The organism is Mediterraneibacter massiliensis (genome assembly GCF_001487105.1).
Lineage (GTDB): Bacteria > Bacillota > Clostridia > Lachnospirales > Lachnospiraceae > Mediterraneibacter > Mediterraneibacter massiliensis.
In genome coordinates, this window is sequence record NZ_LN913001.1 from 1,300,835 (window position 1) to 1,322,496 (window position 21,662).

The 21,662-nt window shown below is 37.4% G+C and carries 16 protein-coding genes; all 16 read left to right on the forward strand.

Annotated elements, in window-relative coordinates; translation table 11 throughout:
- The first annotated feature begins 6 nt into the window (after positions 1-6).
- The 16 genes from BN3282_RS10495 to BN3282_RS10570 are packed head-to-tail and all read left to right on the forward strand — an operon-like array spanning position 7 to position 21,647.
- A complete protein-coding gene (locus BN3282_RS10495; protein ID WP_059070397.1) occupies positions 7-1,203 on the forward strand; it encodes a DegT/DnrJ/EryC1/StrS family aminotransferase in 1,197 nt (398 codons plus the stop codon).
- A gap of 58 nt (positions 1,204-1,261) precedes the next feature.
- Positions 1,262-1,942, forward strand: a complete 681-nt coding sequence (locus tag BN3282_RS10500) for a sugar transferase (RefSeq protein ID WP_059068988.1) — start codon at positions 1,262-1,264, stop codon at positions 1,940-1,942.
- Positions 1,943-1,956: 14 nt separating this feature from the next.
- Entirely contained in the window at positions 1,957-3,381 is a 1,425-nt protein-coding gene (locus BN3282_RS10505; RefSeq protein WP_059068990.1) for an O-antigen ligase family protein, read from the forward strand.
- A 2-nt stretch (positions 3,382-3,383) separates the two neighbouring features.
- Complete coding sequence (locus BN3282_RS10510) at positions 3,384-4,631, forward strand: glycosyltransferase family 4 protein (protein ID WP_059068992.1); 1,248 nt, start codon at positions 3,384-3,386, stop codon at positions 4,629-4,631.
- A 13-nt stretch (positions 4,632-4,644) separates the two neighbouring features.
- Positions 4,645-5,952, forward strand: a complete 1,308-nt coding sequence (locus BN3282_RS14745) for a 3-hydroxyacyl-CoA dehydrogenase family protein (RefSeq protein WP_082667527.1) — start codon at positions 4,645-4,647, stop codon at positions 5,950-5,952.
- Positions 5,953-5,962: 10 nt separating this feature from the next.
- The gene (locus BN3282_RS10520) at positions 5,963-7,210 is read left to right on the forward strand and encodes an acetyl-CoA acetyltransferase (protein WP_059068993.1); all 1,248 of its coding nucleotides are present in this window, start codon (positions 5,963-5,965) and stop codon (positions 7,208-7,210) included.
- Positions 7,211-7,254: 44 nt separating this feature from the next.
- Positions 7,255-8,154: a UDP-3-O-(3-hydroxymyristoyl)glucosamine N-acyltransferase gene (locus BN3282_RS10525; RefSeq protein WP_059070398.1), complete on the forward strand. Its 900-nt coding sequence runs from the start codon at positions 7,255-7,257 to the stop codon at positions 8,152-8,154.
- A 41-nt stretch (positions 8,155-8,195) separates the two neighbouring features.
- Entirely contained in the window at positions 8,196-9,296 is a 1,101-nt protein-coding gene (locus BN3282_RS10530) for a glycosyltransferase (protein ID WP_059068995.1), read from the forward strand.
- Between the two features lie 47 nt (positions 9,297-9,343).
- Entirely contained in the window at positions 9,344-10,456 is a 1,113-nt protein-coding gene (locus BN3282_RS10535; RefSeq protein WP_059068997.1) for a glycosyltransferase, read from the forward strand.
- Positions 10,457-10,470: 14 nt separating this feature from the next.
- Entirely contained in the window at positions 10,471-11,784 is a 1,314-nt protein-coding gene (locus BN3282_RS10540) for a nucleotide sugar dehydrogenase (protein WP_059068999.1), read from the forward strand.
- A 12-nt stretch (positions 11,785-11,796) separates the two neighbouring features.
- Complete coding sequence (locus BN3282_RS10545; protein WP_059069001.1) at positions 11,797-12,870, forward strand: Gfo/Idh/MocA family protein; 1,074 nt, start codon at positions 11,797-11,799, stop codon at positions 12,868-12,870.
- 39 nt (positions 12,871-12,909) lie between these two features.
- Positions 12,910-16,710 (forward strand): GH25 family lysozyme, encoded by a 3,801-nt coding sequence (locus tag BN3282_RS10550; RefSeq protein WP_059069003.1) that lies wholly within the window; start codon positions 12,910-12,912, stop codon positions 16,708-16,710.
- 13 nt (positions 16,711-16,723) lie between these two features.
- On the forward strand, positions 16,724-17,848 hold the full coding sequence (locus BN3282_RS10555; RefSeq protein ID WP_059069005.1) for a DegT/DnrJ/EryC1/StrS family aminotransferase: 1,125 nt from the start codon (positions 16,724-16,726) through the stop codon (positions 17,846-17,848).
- A 30-nt stretch (positions 17,849-17,878) separates the two neighbouring features.
- Positions 17,879-18,976: a leucine-rich repeat domain-containing protein gene (locus BN3282_RS10560; protein WP_059069007.1), complete on the forward strand. Its 1,098-nt coding sequence runs from the start codon at positions 17,879-17,881 to the stop codon at positions 18,974-18,976.
- 23 nt (positions 18,977-18,999) lie between these two features.
- Positions 19,000-20,403 (forward strand): O-antigen polymerase, encoded by a 1,404-nt coding sequence (locus tag BN3282_RS10565; RefSeq protein WP_059069008.1) that lies wholly within the window; start codon positions 19,000-19,002, stop codon positions 20,401-20,403.
- The gene (locus BN3282_RS10570; RefSeq protein ID WP_059069011.1) at positions 20,376-21,647 is read left to right on the forward strand and encodes an oligosaccharide flippase family protein; all 1,272 of its coding nucleotides are present in this window, start codon (positions 20,376-20,378) and stop codon (positions 21,645-21,647) included. Before BN3282_RS10565 ends, BN3282_RS10570 begins: the two co-directional genes overlap by 28 nt.
- Positions 21,648-21,662: the final 15 nt, after the last annotated feature.

Sequence of the window (21,662 nt, forward strand, 5' to 3'; positions counted from 1 at the left end):
AAGAACATGCATATAGCATTTTCCCCTCCGGATATTACAGAAGAGGAAATCGCAGAAGTAGCAGATACATTAAGAAGCGGCTGGATCACAACAGGGCCGAAGACGAAACTTTTTGAAAAACAGATCGCAGCATATTGTCATACGAGCAGGGCAGTCTGTTTAAATTCCGCAACAGCGTGCAGCGAAATGACATTAAGGGTACTGGGGATAGGTCCTGGAGACGAGGTGATCACCAGTGCCTATACGTATACAGCATCAGCGAGTGTGATACAGCACGTAGGCGCCAAGATCGTAATGATAGATGTACAGCCTAACTCCTATGAAATGGATTATGAGAAACTGGAAGCGGCGATCACAGAAAAAACAAAAGCAATCATACCTGTTGATCTGGGAGGAGTGATCTGTGATTATGAGCGGATCTTTGAAATCGTAGAACGTAAAAAAGAGTTATTTCATGCAGAGACGGAATTACAGAAGAAGATTGGCCGTATAGCAGTCGTTGCCGATGGCGCGCATGCCTTTGGCGCAGTGAAAAAGGGAAAACACAGTGGAGAGTTCGCGGATTTTACGAGCTTTTCTTTTCATGCCGTAAAGAATCTGACGACAGCGGAAGGCGGAGCAGTTGTATGGAAAGATATAGAAGGCGTGGATAATGAAGAAATCTATAAACAATACATGCTCCTTTCTTTACATGGACAATCCAAGGACGCACTGGCAAAAACACAGTTGGGAGCATGGGAATATGACATCGTGGCGCCCTATTTTAAATGCAATATGACAGATATCATGGCATCTCTGGGAATCGTACAATTAAGAAGGTATCCCGCACTTTTGCAGAGAAGAAAAGAAATCATAGAGATGTATAATGAAGGCTTGAAAGATCTGGATGTACAAATACTCAGACATTTCGGAGAAGACTATGCATCCAGCGGACATCTGTATCTGGTAAGAGTAAATGGAAAGAACAGGGAAGAATGCAATCAGATCATCAGAAAAATGGCGGAAGCCGGAGTTGCGACAAACGTACATTATAAACCGCTGCCCCTCTTGACAGCATATAAAGATCTGGGATTTGATATAAAAGATTATCCGAACGCATATGCCATGTTTGAAAATGAGATTACGCTTCCCCTTCATACGAAATTGTCGGATGAAGAGGTACAGTATGTGATCGATGTGTTCAAACAATGTGTTTCTGTCTAGGTACATGCCTTTTAGACAGGCGGCTTTGCCTGATTATGTGTAAGTGAGGAAAAGAAGTATGAGGAAGTGGAACGATCTTCCGAAAGATATGCAAGTGGAAGAAGTAAAAATATACTATGATATGCTGCAGAGACGTAAGGGAAGTTTGCTTCTGAAACGTATATTTGATATAATAGCCGCAAGTATTCTGTTGCTTTTACTGTCGCCGGTTTTACTTGTGTTAAGCGTCTGGATAAAGACAGACTCAAAGGGACCGGTGTTCTTCAGACAAGTGAGAGTGACACAGTATGGGAAGACATTCAGGATTTTTAAATTCAGAACCATGGTCGATCATGCGGATCAGATAGGTACGCAGGTGACGACAAAAGGTGACGCCAGAGTGACAAAAGTGGGAAAAGTGCTTAGAGGCTGCCGTCTGGACGAACTGCCGCAGCTTTTGAATATCCTGACGGGAGATATGACATTTGTAGGCACCCGGCCGGAAGTGGAGAAGTATGTTGCCCATTATACAGATGAAATGAAAGCAACGCTTCTTATGCCGGCGGGAGTGACGTCACTTGCCAGCATTGAATATAAAGATGAAGAACGTTTATTGGAATCCGCCGACAATGCGGATCAGGTATATATCGAAAAGATATTGCCGGAAAAAATGAAATATAATTTGCAGTCTATCCAGAACTTTAGTTTTGGACAGGATATAAAGACAATGATCGCCACAGTTGTGGCAGTCATAAAGTGACAAAGGAAAACGACATGCATTTAATGTTAAAAAAGGAATTAAGTCGGGAAGAAACTTTAGCATTTGGATATTTACTATATTTAAATATCGTATTGCAATTGGTAGAGAGTGTTGTACCGTTTCCGTTTAGTATTTTTAAAATAGTATATTGTATGTCACTGCTTTTTGCTGTTAAAATCATCATTTGTAATATCTGCTCCTTTAAAAATCTGCTAGTACAAATGCTAGAGATGATTGGCTGTATAAAAGGTGTGTTAATATGTTTTGTGCTGTATATTGCTTATGATCTGTTTACTTTTATCTATACAGCAGATAAAATGTATGCAGCAATGAAATATATAGTTGTCCTTGAGATGGTAGGACTGGCGTTTCTTTGGCTGTTTTACCTTGTGATAAAAGGCAAACAAAATATAGAAAAGGATATGAATTTGTTACTGGGGTCATTTGTAGCAGTAGAGCTGATTGTCAGCATAATCGCCGTTATAAATTATAGATTGGAAATATTTCCTCTGCTATATTATAGGAGATTATCAACATGTAAAGACTATAATCAATTTGGAACTCTTATTTTATTAGGATACATTGCAGGGGTATGGCTTCTTCTTAAAAATGATAAAATATATTGGAAAAAGTATATTGAATTAGGCCTATTTGCTCTTTTTAGTCTGACTGTTTTATATTTGGTATCCTCAAGAAGAAATTTTCTTTTGATGATCGGAGTTACAATTGTCTTTTGTATATATCTTTTTATAATAGATATTTTCCTTTTTAAGGGAGAATGTTTTGAAAAAATAAAAAAATGTATACTATTGTTTGGGCTTAGTGTGGCAGTTTTTTGGATCAGTACCAATATTTGTGAGAAAGCACAGCAGTTATTCTATGAACGATATGTACAAGCAGAAAACAATATAAAAGAGGGGAAAACTACAGATAATATGGAGTCAATCCTTTCAGGTGACTTTTTGAAAAAACGTTTGTATATATGGGGAATTGCGGCAGATGAGATAAAGAATTTTGATGGGAAAGAATGTTTATTTGGGAAAGGCGCTTCATATCAAAGCGATATTTATGATTTTAAAGAAAATAAAACAAGTCTCATGACAGTCTATCATTTAAAAGAAGAACCAAAGAGGCATTGGATGTATACACATAATTTTGTGCTGTCAGATATGCTGTCAGGTGGCATATGTAAGGTTGGGATAAGTTTTATGATCATATGCAGTATCGCCTATTCTTTGATTAAAAATCTTAAAAAGTATCACAAGGATATCCTGTTTTTGATAATGTTGTTTGGAATTGTATATGTAAATGCATTTATATCATATCCGTTTGGATATATAAGTGATAAGAACTATTGGTTTGTATTATTTACTTTTATACTTTTTAATATAAATATAGCAAAAGAAAATAGACATGCTATAGCTGGCAGAAGGAGATAAAGATGAATGTATGGATTGTGAATCACTATGCGATACCGCCAAATATGGGAGGATTAGTGAGGCATTATTATTTTTCCAAGTATCTTCAAAAAAAAGGGCATACTGTAAAGATTTTTACGTCCAGTAAAATTCATAATACAGAGATTAATATGATAAGTGATAAGTCTCTTTATAGGGAAGAAATGGAAGATGGAATAGAATATACATTTGTAAGAAGCAGAGATTATAAAGGAAATGGGCTTGATCGGATATTTAATATGATGGATCTGCCATTTAAGACTTGGAAGACGATGAGAAAATTTCTGGATAAACAAAAACCGGATGTGATCTACACGTCTTCTCCAGATTTGTTTGTTGCTTATTTTGCTCTATTGTTCGGACGAAAGTATAAAATTCCGGTAGTAGTGGAAGTCAGAGATTTATGGCCAGAATCCATTGTGGAATATAAAGGAATGTCTCGTAAAAATCCTATTATCCAAGTATTGTATCAACTTGAAAAATGGATATATAAAAAGGCAGATCAGCTGATCTTCACGATGGAAGGCGGAAAAGACTACATACGGGATAAAGGCTGGGACAAAGCAATAGATCTGGAGAAAGTGAACCATGTGAATAATGGGGTGGATTTAGAGGAGTTTGAGAAAAATAAAGAGAAATATGTGATACAAGATGAAGACCTGGAAGATACTTCTCATTTTAAGATTGTCTATATGGGATCTATCCGATTAGTAAATAATCTGGGAACTTTAGTAGAAGCCGGAAAAGTTTTGAAAGAAAGAGGAATCCGCTCTATAAAAATACTTGTGTATGGAGATGGAACCGAAAAGGAATATTTGGAACAAAAGAGTCAAACGTATGGCATTAATCTTGTATTTAAGGGGAGAGTAGAAAAAAAATTCATTCCATATATTCTTTCTAAAGCAGATGCTAATTTGATAAATGTAAAAAATTCAGAATTAAAAAAGTATGGTTGCAGCTGGAATAAATTATTTGAATACATGGCTAGTGGAAAACCGATTATATCAAATTTAGTTATGGGATATGATATCATAAACAAATATCATTGTGGAATATCTAGAAATATGAATTCTGCCGAGGAATATGCAGATCTTCTTTTGTCTTTGAGTAAATTGGAGGAAAAAGAATATGGAGAAATGTGCGAGAATGCACGGCGGGGAGCAAAAGACTATAATTATATTACTTTGACGGATAAAATTATTGATATTATACAAAAAGCAGTGAGAAAATAATAGGGAGGCATGAATGAAAATCAGAACAGTTACGGTTATAGGGGCAAATGGAACAATGGGATACAATATATCCGGAATATTTGCAGCCTTTGGAAAATGTAAAGTCTATATGGTCTGCAGAAAAAAGGAAGATGGGGAACGGGCGAGGAAAAATGCAATGTTGTCTGTCAAAGGCGAGGCGATCGGAGAGCTTTTGATTCCCAAAGAGTATTCTGCTCTGGAGGAATGTATACAGGAATCAGATCTTGTCTTTGAAAGTGTTGCAGAAAATCTTCAGATAAAAATGGAATTAAATAAGACAATAGAAAAATATACAAATGAAAGACAGATCATTTGTACAGGGACGTCAGGCTTGTCAATAAAAACGCTTTCGGAATGTTTTTCTGTTGAAAAAAGGAAGAAGTATCTGGGCCTTCATTTCTTTAATCCGCCATATAATATGGTTTTATGTGAAGTGATACCAAGTGTATATACGGATAGAACTGTGGTAGAGCAAATAAAATCATATGTGGAAAAAGTTTTGTATAGAACAACTGTTGAGGTGAAAGATTCACCGGCATTTTTAGGAAATAGAATTGGATTTCAATTTATCAACGAAGCTATCCAGGCTGCAGAGAAGTATAAATATAATGGGGGAATTGATTATATAGATGCTATTTTAGGTCCTTTTACGGGCAGAAATATGGCTCCGATCTTAACGGCAGATTTTGTGGGACTCGATGTGCATAAGGCGATAGTGGATAATTTGTATGATCAGACGAGCGATTATGCAAAAGATACTTTTGCGATGCCTGCCTTTCTAAATCAGATGATCGAAAAGGGAGATTTAGGAAGAAAAACGAAAAAAGGGGTATACCAGACGATCAAGCACGAGAATGGGAAAAAGGAATATCGTGTGTATGACATACAGACAGGACGCTATAGAGAAAAATATTCATATAAGTTTCCATTTGCCGAAGATATGATAGAAACTTTGCGAGTAGGAGATTATAAAGAGACATTTAGAGGCTTTAAAGCAAATCAGTCTCTCGAAGCCAGATTGTGTATGGAGTTTTTACTAAAATATGCGGTATATGCTTTGTATGCGACTCATATGGTAGGGGATACGATTTCAGATGCAGATGCGGTCATGGCAGACGGATTTAGTTGGATTCCTCCGTTGGCTTTGATACAAGCTCTGGGAGGCAGAGAAGAGTTTTGCCGGCTTTGTACGGAACGGCTGGGGGAAACGATATGCAAAGAAGTGAATTTGAAGCAATTGACAAAAAGTTTGCCTGAATCAAGATATGACTATCGTAGATATTTTAAAGCAAAACGATAAGGAGATGGAAATGAACAAAGTATTTGTGCTAGGCGGCGCTCAGACAGATTTTGAAAGAAACTGGAGCAAAGAAGGAAAAAATGTGATCGCATTGCTGCGTGAAGTTATTGAAGACGGACTGCGTGATTGTAATCTGAGTTATTCAGATATTAAAAATTTAAATAAGGAAAATAAAGTGGCATGTTATGTGGGGAATTTTGTCGCGGAAAAGTATATAGAACAAGGACATTTGGGCGCTTTATTGACAGAAGTGAATCCGGCGTTTTACGGAGTGCCATCAGCAAGGTATGAAGCTGCATGCGCATCAGGGTCTGTTGCCTTGGATGCAGCTATGACAAAAATACAAACAGGAGAGTATGATGTAGCACTGGTAATAGGTTTTGAACTTATGAAAACTGTTTCTCCGAAAATCGGCGGAGACTACCTGGGATATGCTGCTTATTATGAACAGGAAGGGCGAAATATTGATTTTCCGTTTCCTAAGCTGTTTGGAAGATTGGCAGATGAAATTCTTGAAAAGTATCATCCGGATGAAAAAGTTTTCATGGAAAGTTTAGCTACTATTTCAGCTAAAAATTATGCCAATGCAAAAAGTAATCCACTTTCTCAGACTCGGAAATGGTTTATGAGTGAAACGCAGGCAAATATGCGTGGGTGCGAAACAAATAGTATTGTAGGCGGTAGATTGGCTGTTTCTGACTGCTCACAAGTGACAGATGGAGCTGCAATGGTTGTTTTAGTTTCAGAAAACTATTTGCAAAAAAGAGAACTAAAAGATAAACCATATATCAAAGGATATGGGCATAGAGTAGCTCCGATGCTGTTCGATAAAAAAATGCGGGAGAGTAAAGAAAATCCATATATATTGCCTTGGACCAGACAGGCGGTACTGGATGCGTACAGAAGAGCAAAAATTACATTGAAGGATATAGACTTTTTTGAAACACATGACTGCTTTACTTCCAGTGAATATGCGGCGGTTTCGGCATTTGGGATCACAGATCCAGGAGAAGAATTCCGTGCAGTACTAGAAGGGATAACACAGAAAGACGGAAAATATCCTATTAATTTGAGCGGGGGACTTATCGGGTGCGGTCATCCCGTTGGTGCAAGTGGAGTCAGGATGTTTTTGGATCTATATAAACAAGTGACAAAACAGGCGGGAAGTTATCAAAAGCAAGGAAAAGCGGAAAATGGCTGTATGCTTAATATCGGAGGTTCTGCTACGACCAATTATGTCTTTATTCTGGGAAATTAGAAAGGTAGGAAAAGTACATGCTTTTGAGTGATATTTTAAATGAAATGAAATTTCAAAAAAAATATGTGATCCTTTCAGAATGTGATTTTGAAGGGTTGGCGTTGACAGCGTCAGATGTGGATTTTAATACCTGTGTTTTTTTGGATAATGAAAAATATTTAAATGATGTGAAACAAAATGTTTGCATGATATGTGCGACAGAGGCTGTGGCAGAAAAATTAAAAATGGCAGGGTGGAATAAAGGGATTTGCGTAACGGAAAATCCAAGAATGTTATTTTTTGAAGTGCACAATTTTTTGGCTGAAAATGAGGCATATCCATACTGCCGCAAAAGATTTGAGACAAAAATCGGACAGAACTGCAAAATAGATGAAACGGCCAGCATAAGTAAAAATAATGTAATTATCGGAAATGATGTTATAATAGAAGAGTTTGTTGTGATCAGGGAAAATACGGTCATAGGAGATCATTCCATTATACGCGCAGGTTCTAAAATCGGCGGAGTTGGCTTTGAGTTTAAAAGAGATGGAGATGTGATTTTAAGCGTTGCTCATGCCGGGGGAGTGAACATAGGAGAACATGTAGAGATACAGTACAATGCCTGCATAGACAGGGCTGTATACCCCTGGGATAATACTGTGATCGGAAACTATGTGAAAATAGATAATTTAGTGCATATCGCTCATGGTGTGAAAGTAGAGGATAATGTCATGCTCGTGGCGCAGTGCGGTGTTGGAGGCAGGACGGTTATCGGAGAGAAAAGTTGGATCGGTTTTTCCGCAACCGTCAGCAATGGTCTTCATATCGGAAAAAATGCAAGAGTAAACATCGGTTCTGTGGCAACGAAAGATGTACCGGATGATCATAGTGTAACAGGGAATTTTGCTATTGAACACGGTAAATTTATCAAGAATTTGAAAAGGATAAATGAAACGGAAAGTTGAATGACATCTACAGATAATAGGGGAGAAAGGAAATAATACGAATGAAGATTTTATTTTTATCTGCGGCAAATAGTATTCATACTGTACGTTGGGTCAATTCGCTTGCAAATAGAAACCATGAAATTTATCTTGTATATAATAGGGGACATAATCCTAAAGCAGATAAAATTGATAAAAAAGTAAAATTATGTGAGTTGCCATTTACTGGAAATAGAGGATACTTTTTCAATGTTTTTGCCTTAAAAAAATTGGCAAAAAAAATAAAACCAGATGTGATAAATGTTCATTATGCAAGTGGATATGGTACATTAGCCAGACTTGCGGGATTTAAGCAGATGTTATTATCAATATGGGGAAGTGATGTATATGATTTTCCCTATGAGAGCAAGATAAAAAAGAAAATCTTGGAAAAGAATGTGCGGTATGCCAAGGAAATTGCTTCTACAAGTTTTTGTATGGCAGAGCAGTTAAGAAAGGTAATCAATGAAGAAAATCTGCCGATACACATTACTCCGTTTGGTGTGGATACAAATCTTTTTGATCCGTATGCTTATAAAGAGGAGCAAAAGGATACAATCGTGATAGGTAATATAAAACTGTTGGCACCTAAATATGGTATAAAAGAAACGATTTTGGCTTTTGAAAAGTTATTGAAAGATGAGGATATCAAAAAAAGCGGCAAGAGCATTGTTCTGGAAATTTATGGCGACGGGGAACAAAAGCAAGAACTCGAGCATTTGATTCGTGATAAGGAACTACAAGACTGCGTGTTTTTAAAAGGAAGGATTCCAAATACACAAGTACCAGCAACGTTGAAACACATAGATATTTTTTGCGCATTTAGCCAACTCAATAGCGAGAGTTTTGGCGTGGCGGTCGTAGAGGCAATGGCAATGGAAGTGCCGGTTGTAGTTTCGGACGCAGATGGATTGAAAGAAGTTGTGAAAACGGGAAAAACCGGATATGTTATACAGAGGAAAGATATAGAAGGGTGTAAAGAAGCTTTAAAAGAACTTGTCTTGGATCAGAGTCTGCGTAATGAATTCGGGAAAAACGGAAGAAAAAGAGTAGAAGAATATTATAATTGGGAAAACAATGTCACAACTATGGAAGAAATATATGAAAATCTTTACAAAGAGTAACATAAAATATAGCTTTATATGCAGAGATAGGAAAGAAAAAGATAGCTATGAGTAAGAAAAAATGCATATTTCATATTCCAAATCACATCAATTTGCAGGGACATTCCGGGTCTAATGTCAGACCGGTAAAAATGCTGCAGGCATTCCGGGAAATTGGATATGACGTAGAGTATGTTATGGGGTATGGCCAAGAGAGAAAAGAGTGTATAAACAGGATAAAGTCCAATATTATGCATGGAATACAATATGATTTTTTATATTCTGAAAGCAGTACTATGCCAACCTTATTAACCGAAAAAAATCATTTGCCAAGATATCCGGGACTGGATTTTGGATTTTTTAAATTTTGTAAAAAACATGGCATTCAGATTGGATTATTTTACCGTGATATACAATGGAAATTTCCAATGTACAGGGAAAGCGTATCGTGGTATAAAAGATGTGTTTCCATTCCCTTGTATCGTTATGATTTATGTAAATATGGGAAGCTTCTGAATAAGTTTTATCTTACCTCTATGGCGGTGAAAAAATACTTAGAGGAATATCCCGTGTTACTTGGTAAGGCAGATTTGCTTCCGCCGGGGTGTGATGCAGTAGAGGAACTAGAAGAACACGATATAGAAAACGAGAAACTGCGGATTTTTTATGTCGGCGGAATCAATAGAATATATAATCTGGAAATGTTTTTGAAGGTTTTGTCAAAATTTGAAAACTTGGAATTGATCCTTTGCTGTAGAAAAACAGAATGGGAAGAGTCGAAGGAAATCTATGGTCAATATATGACGCCCCGGATCAAAATCGTCCATGCTATGGGAGAAGAACTGGAAAAGTATTATAAGTGGGCAGATCTATGCTGTGCTTTTGCCGGAAAAGGTGAATATATGAGTATAGCAATGCCGATTAAAGTTTTTGAATATTTGGGACATTTAAAACCTATGATTGGAACGGCTGATACAGAAGCAGGAAGATTTATCGAAGAAAATCATATAGGGTGGAGTATAAATTATACGGAAAAAGACTTGGAAAGAGTGTTAAGAAAGATCATAGATGATCCTTCTGTATTAGAAAAAATGTCAAAACGTCTCAAGGATGTTCGGCAAGAGAATCTGTGGACGGAACGGGCAAAGAAAGTAGCAAAAGACTTAGCAAATAATATATGAGAGAGGAAGAGAAAATGAAAGAAACATTATTAAAGAAAATCGAAGAAAGAAAATTAAAAGTAGGAGTTGTAGGCTTAGGCTATGTAGGCCTTCCCCTGGCAGTAGAAAAGGCAAAGGCAGGTTTTGAGACGATTGGTTTTGATGTGCAGGAGGAAAAGGTCAATCTGGTAAATGCAGGTCACAATTACATAGGAGATGTGGTCGATAAAGATTTACAGAAATTGGTCGAGGAAGGGATGCTGAAAGCAACAACAGATTTCAGTTTTGTTAAAGATGTGGATTTTATCGCAATTTGCGTTCCTACACCTTTGGATAAACATCAGCAGCCGGATATCAGCTATGTAAAATCTTCTACAGAGGCAATATCCAGATATCTGACAAAAGGAACTATGGTTGTTTTGGAATCTACTACTTATCCAGGGACGACAGAAGAACTGATTAGACCGATTCTGGAAGAAGGTTCCGGTTTAAAGTGCGGGGAAGACTTTTATTTAGGCTTTTCGCCTGAGCGTGTCGATCCCGGAAACTTGATTTATAAAACGAAAAACACGCCGAAAGTCGTAGGTGCGATAGGCAAGGAAGCAACAGAAGTCATTGCCACGATGTACCGTGCTGTTTTAGAAGGAGAGGTATATGAGGTTTCTTCTCCCGCAATTGCAGAGATGGAAAAGATTTTGGAAAACACATACAGAAATATTAATATAGGGCTTATCAATGAACTTACAATGCTTTGTAATGAAATGGGGATCAGCATGTGGGAAGTGATCGATGCCGCTAAAACAAAACCGTATGGTTTCCAGGCTTTTTATCCGGGACCAGGACTTGGCGGACACTGTATTCCATTGGATCCATATTATTTAAGCTGGAAAGCCAGAGAGTATGGTTTCCACACTTCCATGATTGAAAGCTCTATGATGATCAACGATAAAATGCCGGAGTATTGTGTAGAGAGAGCAAGCAAAATATTGAATCGCAGCGCCAAAGCAATGAATGGAGCAAAAGTACTCGTATTGGGTGTAGCCTATAAGCAAGATATCGATGATTACAGAGAGAGTCCGGCGCTTAAGGTGATCGAAGTTTTAAAAAGAGAAAAGGCAGATGTTTCTTTTTATGATCCGTGGATTGCAGAGTATAAATACTTGGGAGAAAAATATCAAGGGCTGAAAGAAATTAATCCGGAGGTGATCGCTTCTTACGATCTGGTCATGATAACTACAGCGCACAGTAATGTGGATTACAATATGGTACAGAAAAATGCAAAAGCTATTTTTGATACAAAAAATGTTATGAAAAATATTGAAGATAGAGAAAACATAGAGATATTGTAGGAGGATATAAAGATGAGATATGGTTTGATAGGCTGCGGGAGAATATCTACAAATCATGTGAAGGCAGTAGTTAATAATCATTTGGAATTTGTTGCTGCCTGCGATGTTGTACCGGAACATATAGAAAATGTGCTGTCTAAACATGATCTGCAGAATGATGCGAATATTAAAAGATATACAGATTATAAAAAAATGGTAGATGAAAATCAATTTGATCTTATAGCTATTGCGACAGAAAGCGGTATTCATGCAGAAATCGCCTTATATTGTATAGAGCGGGGCGTGAATGTGATCATTGAAAAACCGATGGCAATGAGTATAGCTGATGCGGACAAAATCATCCGACTTTCAGAAGAAAAGGGAGTGAAGGTGTCAGCATGTCATCAGAATCGTTTTAATGTTGCTGTACAGGAGATGAGGAAAGCTCTGGAAGCCGGAAGATTCGGAAAATTATCACATGGTTCTATCCATGTAAGATGGAACCGGAATAAAGAGTATTATACACAGGCACCTTGGCGAGGGACTTGGGCACAGGACGGTGGAGCCCTGATGAACCAATGTATTCATGGAATCGATCTGCTGCGCTGGATGATGGGAGAAGAAGTGGAGGAAGTATACGGTGTGACGAGACAGCAGTTTCATCATTATCTGGAAGCAGAAGATATAGGGATGGCAGTTGTGAAATTTAAAAATGGAGCAGTAGCCACTATTGAGGGCACGACAAATGTGTATCCCCAAAATTTAGAAGAAACATTATATTTATTTGGAGAGAAAGGAACAGTGAAACTGGGCGGGAAATCTACAAATAATATTGATGTATGGGATTTCGCAGAAGAAACAGAAAAAGATGAAAAGAATAAAGGCCTGGAAGAACAGACCAGTAATGTATATGGAAACGGTCATACGAGTCTGTATGCTGATATGATAGAAGCAATAGAAAAGGATCGGAAACCATATGTAGATGCATATGCCGGCCGCAATGCATTAGAGTTAGTACTGGGAATCTACAAAAGCCAAAAAGAAGGAAAAGCCGTTAAATTTCCGATACAAGAATTTGCAAGTCAGGATATGGCAGGCGAGTTCTAACAGACAATACAGAGTAAAACATATTTTAGGAGAGCTGTTTTGAGAAGAGTAAAAAAATTAATAAGTGGGATTTTGTGTTTTGTATTATTCATGACGAGTGTGATACAGGTGCAGGCAGAAAATGCAAACGAGGATAACTTGTCTTTGTTTGAAGTGAAGCTGGTGGAACAGTCAGATACACAGAGTGAGGATCTGCTTCAAGAAGAAAAAATAGCAGCAGAAAATCCGTATTTGAGTGAATTTGAGCTGGAGGTTGTTTTGGGGAGTAAAGCAACTTTATCTGTTGTTTCTGCACAAGAGAAGCCATATGAGTTTGTATTTATGGAAAATACAGAAAACGGGAGTACTGTTTTAGCAGAAGGCGCGGAACAAGAACTACAGCTGGATTTTACAGAAGAAGGCCAGAAAACATACGAGATACAGATCTTGGATGAAAAGCAGCTGTTAGAAGTGAAAAAGATAGTTGTACATGTGCAGAAACAAGAAGAAAATGATCAGAGCAGTACTGACGGTCAGGAAAATGCAGGAGTGGAACAAGAGGAACAGAAAGAGGCGCCATCTGAGAGTATAGAAAATACAGGAGGTAGCGCTGCTGGTGAAGGAGAAAATGCCGCAAGTTCTTTTTTTGATGAAAAAGGAATAGAAAAAAGTACAGGAACTGCATTGACAGGAACTTTGACAAGTAATAAGAGCACAGGGGAATATGTAAACCGAAGTGTCAGACTGACTGCCAATGTAACAGGCGGCAATGGAGATCTGGAATATCAGTTTTCTGAAGTCTATAACGGAGTGACAAAAGTAGTACAGGCATATAGTGATAAAAACACATATAGTTTTACTACAAAAGAGATAGGAAAGCATAATTATTATGTAGATGTAAAAGATAATACAGGGCAGACCCTCAGACTTTCTTATACAATGACGATAGTGTTACAGCCGGGCTATGAAATGGTGGGAACCTTGACAAGCAATAAAACGACGGCAGAGTATGAAAATCGGAGTGTCACATTGACAGCGAAGGTGTCAAAGGGGTATGGCGGCTATAATTATGTATTTAAAGAAAGCTATAATGGAATAACCAAGACTGTGCAGACAGGAGAAGACAGTACCTATAGCTTTAAGACAGATAGAGTAGGCAGCCATACCTATATAGTGATAGTGACGGATAAAGCAGGTCAGCAGCTGGAATTAAAATACAAGATGAATGTGTATGAAGAACCAGTTGTAAAATTAAAAGGAACCTTGACAAGCAGTAAAAGTACCGGAGAATATGTAAATCGAAGTGTTAAACTGACAGCAAATGTAACGGGAGGAAATGGTACACGCAAGTATCAGTTTTCGGAAAATTATAATGGAGAAACGAAAGTTGTACAAGAATACAGTACAAAAAATACGTATTCTTTTACGACGAAAGAGATAGGAAAGCATACCTATTACGTAGATGTGAAGGATCATAAAGGGCAGACGCTCAGACTTTCTTATACAATGACAGTAGTGCCGCAGTCCGGTTATCAGATGGCAGGAACCATGACAAGCAATAAGACGACGGCAGAGTATGAGAATCGAAGTGTTACATTGACAGTAAATATGAAAAATGGATATGGCGGCTATAGCTATGTGTTTAAAGAAGGCTATAATGGGACTACAAAGACAGTGCAAAAAGGTGAAAAAAACACGTATAGTTTTAAGACAGCGGGAGTGGGCAGCCATACCTATACAGTGGTAGTGACAGATAAAGCAGGTCAACAGCTGGAATTGAAATATAAGATGCAGGTGTGCGAGGAACCGGTTGTAAAACTAGCCGGAACTTTAAAAAGCAATAAGAGCACCGGCGAATATGTGAACAGGGGAGTTACGCTGACAGCAGACGTAACGGGAGGAAACGGCACACGTAAGTATCAGTTTTCCGAAAACTATAATGGAGAGACGAAAGTAGTACAAGAATATAGTACGAAAAATACCTACTCATTTACAACGAAAGAAATTGGAAAGCATACCTATTATGTAGACGTGAAGGACAATAAAGGGCAGACGCTCAGACTTTCTTATACAATGACAGTAGTGCCGCAGTCCGGCTATGAAATGGCGGGAACCTTGACAAGCAATAAGACGACGGCGGAGTATGAAAACAGGAGCGTCACTTTAACGGCAAAACTGTCAAAAGGGTATGGCGGCTATAACTATGTTTTTAAAGAAAGTTATAATGGTATTACAAAGACAGTGCAAGAGGGTGAAAAAAATACCTATAGCTTTACGACAAAAGGAGTAGGGAGCCATACCTATACAGTGACCGTGACAGACAAAGCAGGTCAGCTACTGGAATTGAAATATAAGATGCAGGTGTATGCAGAACCAGATACACAGCCGGAACAGACGATGAAAGGGACTCTAACCAGTAATAAGAGTACCGGAGAATATGCAAAGAGAAGTGTTACACTTACAGCAGATGTAACGGGAGGAAATGGTACACTGGAGTATCAATTTTCGGAAACATATAATGGAGAGACGAAAGTAGTACAGAAATATAGCAGTAAAAACACGTATAGTTTTTCTACCAAAGGAGTCGGTATACATACATACTATGTAGATGTAAAAGACAGTAAAGGAAAGACATTAAAACTTTCATATAAGATGACAGTTGCGGCTCATCCAGACTATGAGATCGCAGTAGGTTTAAGCAGTAATAAAACTACAACAGAATATGTGGGACGGTCAATAGCGCTTACAGCGACAGCCTCAGGTGGATATGACAAAAACTATGAATATCAGTTTTCTGAGACATACGGAGGAGAAACTGTAGTCGTACAGAAGTTTAGCAAGGATAATACGTATCATTTTACGACAAAAACAGTCGGCAGTCATATATATACAGTAACAGTCCGGGACGGACAAAATCAAACAAAGAGTAAGTCCTATAGCATGACTGTAAAAATACATCCTGATTATCAGATGTATGCAACGTTGGAAAGCAATAAAACAACAGCTGAGTATTCAAATAGAAGTGTAACATTGACAGCATCAGCTTCAGGAGGCTATGGGGAATATCAATATCAGTTTGTAAGAGTATATGAAGGCGGGAGCAAGATAGTCAGGAACTATTCAACGTCTAATAAGTATACATTTATGACAGGGATTCCGGGAAATTATACTTATTATGTAAACGTAAAAGATAAGGCGAATAACGTGGTACAGGCATCTTATTTTATGCAAGTAGCATCTGATGGAAATCTTTTTAAGGGAATTGATGTTTCCTCTTATCAAGGCAATATAAACTGGGCAAAGGTAAAAGCAGAAGGCGTGAATTTTGCTATGCTTAGAGTTGTAGAAAATAAGATGGGCGCACTTGCCGTAGATTCTAAATTTTATCAAAATGCAGCTGGAGCCACAGCAAATGGTATTGCTATCGGTGCATACAGATATGGATATGCCATGAGTGTTTCTGAGGCAAGGACAGAAGCTTATGCAGTTGTCAATGCCTTAAAGGCGAGTGGATGTACGTTTAGATATCCAATCGCTTATGATATGGAAGATTGGGAAACCCAGGGAACACTTAGTATGGCAGAAAGAACAGCTATTATAAAGACATTTAGGGAAATAATTGAAGAAAATGGCTATACATTTATGATCTATGCCAGCAGATCTTGGTTAGAGTCTATGATCGACATGGAGGAATTCGCCGGGGAAGATGTATGGGTGGCAGAGTACAGAGACTATACACCGGATTTGGGACATCAGTACAGAGGTCCCGGAAGAGTCACGATCTGGCAGTATTCCTCAAGGGGAAAAGTTTCAGGTATATCCGGTGATGTTGATATGAATATTGGTTATATGAAATATTGAAAGGAAGGATCGTATGCAGTTTAGAGACTTAAAAACACAGTATAAAGAATTAAAAAAGGATATAGATAGTGGGATTTCCAAAGTTTTGGAGGACTGTAATTTTATAAGTGGCGGACAGGTCTCTGAATTGGAAAAAGAATTATCTGAATATGTAGGAACGAAGTTCTGTGTTACGTGTGGAAATGGAACCGATGCATTATCAATGATGATGATGGCATGGGGAGTGAAAGAGGGCGATGCGGTATTCGTTCCGGATTTTACTTTTTTCGCTTCAGCGGAGGTCGTTGCGTTTGCAGGAGCAACACCGGTATTTTATGATGTAAATGCGGATACATATAACGCAGATCCCGCATCATTGGAGCGAGCGATCCAGGCGGTGCTGGCAGAAGGTAAGCTTATACCTAAAGTGATCATAGCCGTTGATTTATTTGGTCAGCCGGCGGATTATCGGGAATTATCAAAAATCGCAAAAAAATATGATCTGTATCTTCTGGAAGATGGAGCACAAGGATTTGGCGGGAAAATCGGAGAAAAAAGAGCATGTAGTTTTGGCGATGCCGCCACGACCTCTTTTTTCCCGGCTAAGCCGTTGGGATGTTATGGAGACGGTGGAGCGATTTTTACAAATGATGAAAAAACTGCAAAGTTGTTACAATCTTTAAGAGTACACGGAAAAGGAAGTTTTAAATATGATAATGTACGAATCGGTTGGAATTCCAGATTAGATACACTACAGGCAGCTGTGCTGCAGGTGAAATTGGAGGCGTTTAAAAGGTATGAGCTGCAGGCAGTTAATGAAGCGGCAGTAAAATATAACGGCTTTTTGGGAGAAACAGTCAAAATTCCGGTTGTGCCTGACGGCTTCTATTCCAGCTGGGCACAATACACAATACAGGTTACAGAAAAAACGATAAGAGATGATCTGCAGGGATATTTGAAGGAAAATGGAATTCCGAGTATGGTATATTATCCAAAACCGATGCATCTTCAAACTGCGTTTCATAATCTTCATCAGTATGAGGAATGTAAGACAGCGGAAAAGTTGTGTGATACAGTGGTGTCTTTACCGATGCATCCATACTTGCAGGAGAAAGATATAGAACAAGTAAGTAAACACGTAAAAGATTTTTTAGGATAATTTTGAAACGATCGAGAGGAAACTGACATTATGATAAAATATATAAAGCGGTGGGGGGAAAAACTTAAGAAATATGAGAACCGACATCCCATTTTAATTATATTATGGTCAGTATGCGTTACTCTGCTCGTAGTACTTTTTTCTGGCGGCATTTATCTTTATGTGCAGCAGCGTCAAGAAATAAGACATGTGCGGTTTGAAGATAAAGAATTTGAAAAAGCAGTTCAAAAGAGCTTGGAAAAGAAATATATAACAACAGATGATCTTAAAAATCTTACTACATTGGAAATTGAGGACAACAAGCAGATAGAAGATATTTCAGATTTAGTAAAATTTCCTAATTTGACATCTCTTGTTATTAAGAATTGTGAGATCAGTGATCTCCATGTAATAGGTAAATTAGATAAACTGAAGAGTTTAAATCTTACGGGCAACAACATAGAGGATTTAACTCCTTTGTCAGAGTGTTATGCGTTAAAAGAAATATTTTTAGGGAATAACAATATAACAGATATTACGCCTTTATATAATTTAAATGGTCTTCAAACAGTAGGACTTCAACAAAATAATATCAGCTCAATAGAACCAGGCATTGAAAAAATGGTTTCTTTGAGTTATATCGATATTGCCAATAACAGACTGATATCTATAGATCCGCTAGGAGACATCGAGAATTTGGTTTATCTGTATGCCGGTTCTAATAAGTTATCAGAGACACCGCAGTTATCTGATATGAGCGCTTTGAAAGTTTTGGATCTGAGCAACAATGCTTTCCAGAAATTGGACAAGATGGGGGACTTCCCCTCCCTTCAAGAATTAAATATATATGGTAATCATTTGGAAGGCTTGGAGGTATTGGATGGTTGCCCAAATCTTATAAAATTGAATTTGTCGTATAATGATTTTCATTCATTGGATGGAATTTTGCAGTGCGAAAAGTTAGAATATTTAGATATTCGGGCAACAAAAATAGAACATGTGGAAATGTTAAAAGTATTGCCAGCTTTTAACAGCATTTATATGGATGATAGAGTTGACAGGAGTCAATTGGATTTTATGATTGGGCATTTTAGAAATGGAGATACAAAGACAAAACAATACTTATTGCAGAAGCAGTACAATTTATAAATTCAAGGCAGAGGTTTTAGTAAATGTTTATTTTGGTGGCAGCGATTTTTGGCATATCAACAGTTTTATTTAAGAAAGCGGCAGGAACTCTAAATCCAGGGAAATTTAACATAATCTCTTATATTTATTATATATTTATGCTCCAGTCGTTTATCGGTATTTCTCTTGTTATGTTGGGATATGACGAACACTATACGTTTGCATATCTCATAAATAAGGAAAAAAGCTGTCATATTGCAGCGATAGTCGTATGGGGAATGGCAGTTTGTTTTCCATTGTTTATTTTACTTTTTCAAAAGATTGTACGTTTCAATATAAAAACAGAATATGCGTATTATTTAAAAAGAAAAGTGGAGACAAAAAGGAATCGTTTTTTTGAATGGGGTTTTTCTTTTGTAACACTGTTCTGTATGCTCTTGTTAATAGGTTTTTTATTAAAGATAGGGTATGTTCCAATATGGAAGCTGCTATTTGCTTCAGGAGATTTTAATTTTGCGTTGGAGCGTACCCGCATCGGACAAACTTATTTTATACATCCGTATGTAACGAATATATGTATTCTTTCTTTGATACCTTTGTTATCCTATATTAGCTATTCTTATTTTTTAACAGTTAGAACAAAGCAGTGGGCAGTTATTTCGGGAATACTATTTATTGCTTCGATTATTATTAAAACTTATAAATTTGAAAAATCACCGGTAGTATTTTATCTCTTAGTATTTATACTCATTTATATTTATTTCAAAGGCGGAATTAAAACAATTTATATGATCGCTGTCGGCATTTTTTTGGGCGGCGTACTTATAATTTCTTATTTCCAGACGGGGTTTGCCGGCAATATTTTAGATGTTTATAATGGGCCGTTAGGCAGGACTCTTTTTACAGAAGTTGGAACATTGACATATTGTTTTGATCTGTTCCCTCATATATTTGGCTTTTTAGGAGGACGGAGTTTTACACCTACGATTTTAAAGTTACTTGGAATGGATGAAAGTTTATATTTAAGAAGTGCGAAAGTTACAATGGCGTTTTATGGCTCTGAAAGAGTGTATGATGGTTCCGCAGGAGTGATGAACACTCTGTTTACAGGAGAGGCTTATGCAAATTGGGGATATATAGGAGTCTGCCTGTCCGTTGTATGGGTAGCGTTTATAGCAATGTTATTTATGTATATCATCCTGAAATTGAAAAAGACACCGAGTATGATTGCCTTGCTTGGAGTACTGACAGTGAAGATGGGAACAATGCTGGAAGGTGGTTTTTGTGATTTTGTATATAGCTTCGATATTATTTTTTCATTCTTTGTTATATTAGTGATTTATATTTGTTTTGAAAAAAATGGAAAAATTGGGAAATTTATTTTAGAGCAGTGGACAAAAATGGAAGGTAGAGTTCAAAAATGTATTATACAATCAAGGAGAAAATAGGCAGTCTGATTAAAGGCGGTTTTTTTCATATATTCATTGGAAATACTCTGGTTAAGATGATAGCATTTGTCTCAAGCATTGTGATTGTACGTTTAGTAAGTAAAGACGATTATGCGTATTTAACTTATGCAGATAATTTATATAATTACGTGATTTCTTTTGCCGGTCTTGGGATGGCCTCCAGTATATTAAAATATTGTGCGACAGCGAAAACAAAAGAACTGGATAAAGCGTATTTTGTATTTGCTATGAAATATGGAACGCTTTTTGAAGCCATACTTTCTCTATTAGTCGTTATTTATGTGACTGTTGCGACAATTCCTTTTCCGGAAGCAAAAAGTATGGTATATGTATTGGTATTCTACCCAATCTTAAACAATGTTTTAAATACAGTGTTATGCTATCTAAGGGCCCATGGAGAAAATACGGCATATGCAAGGGCGGCGGTAATACAAACCACCGTCGTATTTCTGGGGAGTGTATGCTTTGTACTTTTGCTTGGGATTCCGGGAATTGCATATGCGAGATATTGTGCAATAGGTATAGCAATATTCGTGGTCGCAAAAAGCTTAAAGAAATATTTATTGAATGTTTCTCCGGCTAGATTGGCAAAAGAAGAGATAAAGAGTTTTATGGTCATGTCCATATCTTTGACAATGTCGAATTTATTTTCTCTTATTATGCCGATTAACGAAATGACTTTGGTAAATGAATTATTACGCAGCGAGGCAATTACGTCGAATTATAAAATAGCGATCATGATACCGGGACAGTTATCCTTTGTGACACAATCTATTATTGTTTATTATTTTACCATTGTAGCAAAGACAGAAGACAAGAAGGAAGTATGGAAGATATCTAAAAAGATCGGAATGATTACAGCCCTGTTGATCACAGTCATTTCTATAGCCGGGATTGTATTGACTCCGTATATTATCCGAATCGTATATGGAAGCAGATATGAAGAGGCAATTGCACTTTCCTCTGTATTCTGGGTAGTGAACGCTTTGAATGCTGCCATTCGCATGATTCCGATGAATTTCCTTCCGGCAATCGGAATTGCAAAGTTTAATGCAATTATGGCAGCGATATCCTGCGTCTGTCACATAATCTTAACATATGCTGCAATCATGAAATTTGGTATATGGGGAGCGGGTATAGCAACAGGTCTTGTATATATAGGTTCAGGTATAGTATACTGGATTTATTTTAGAAAAAAATGTTTAGAATCACCTGTAACATAAAAAATTAATTTACAG

Coding starts and splice junctions, on each gene's coding strand:
- BN3282_RS10495 (WP_059070397.1), top strand. CDS start 7: ATGCATATAGCATTTTCCCCTCCGGATATTACAGAAGAGGAAATCGCA.
- BN3282_RS10500 (WP_059068988.1), top strand. CDS start 1,262: ATGAGGAAGTGGAACGATCTTCCGAAAGATATGCAAGTGGAAGAAGTA.
- BN3282_RS10505 (WP_059068990.1), top strand. CDS start 1,957: ATGCATTTAATGTTAAAAAAGGAATTAAGTCGGGAAGAAACTTTAGCA.
- BN3282_RS10510 (WP_059068992.1), top strand. CDS start 3,384: ATGAATGTATGGATTGTGAATCACTATGCGATACCGCCAAATATGGGA.
- BN3282_RS14745 (WP_082667527.1), top strand. CDS start 4,645: ATGAAAATCAGAACAGTTACGGTTATAGGGGCAAATGGAACAATGGGA.
- BN3282_RS10520 (WP_059068993.1), top strand. CDS start 5,963: ATGAACAAAGTATTTGTGCTAGGCGGCGCTCAGACAGATTTTGAAAGA.
- BN3282_RS10525 (WP_059070398.1), top strand. CDS start 7,255: ATGAAATTTCAAAAAAAATATGTGATCCTTTCAGAATGTGATTTTGAA.
- BN3282_RS10530 (WP_059068995.1), top strand. CDS start 8,196: ATGAAGATTTTATTTTTATCTGCGGCAAATAGTATTCATACTGTACGT.
- BN3282_RS10535 (WP_059068997.1), top strand. CDS start 9,344: ATGAGTAAGAAAAAATGCATATTTCATATTCCAAATCACATCAATTTG.
- BN3282_RS10540 (WP_059068999.1), top strand. CDS start 10,471: ATGAAAGAAACATTATTAAAGAAAATCGAAGAAAGAAAATTAAAAGTA.
- BN3282_RS10545 (WP_059069001.1), top strand. CDS start 11,797: ATGAGATATGGTTTGATAGGCTGCGGGAGAATATCTACAAATCATGTG.
- BN3282_RS10555 (WP_059069005.1), top strand. CDS start 16,724: ATGCAGTTTAGAGACTTAAAAACACAGTATAAAGAATTAAAAAAGGAT.
- BN3282_RS10560 (WP_059069007.1), top strand. CDS start 17,879: ATGATAAAATATATAAAGCGGTGGGGGGAAAAACTTAAGAAATATGAG.
- BN3282_RS10565 (WP_059069008.1), top strand. CDS start 19,000: ATGTTTATTTTGGTGGCAGCGATTTTTGGCATATCAACAGTTTTATTT.
- BN3282_RS10570 (WP_059069011.1), top strand. CDS start 20,376: ATGTATTATACAATCAAGGAGAAAATAGGCAGTCTGATTAAAGGCGGT.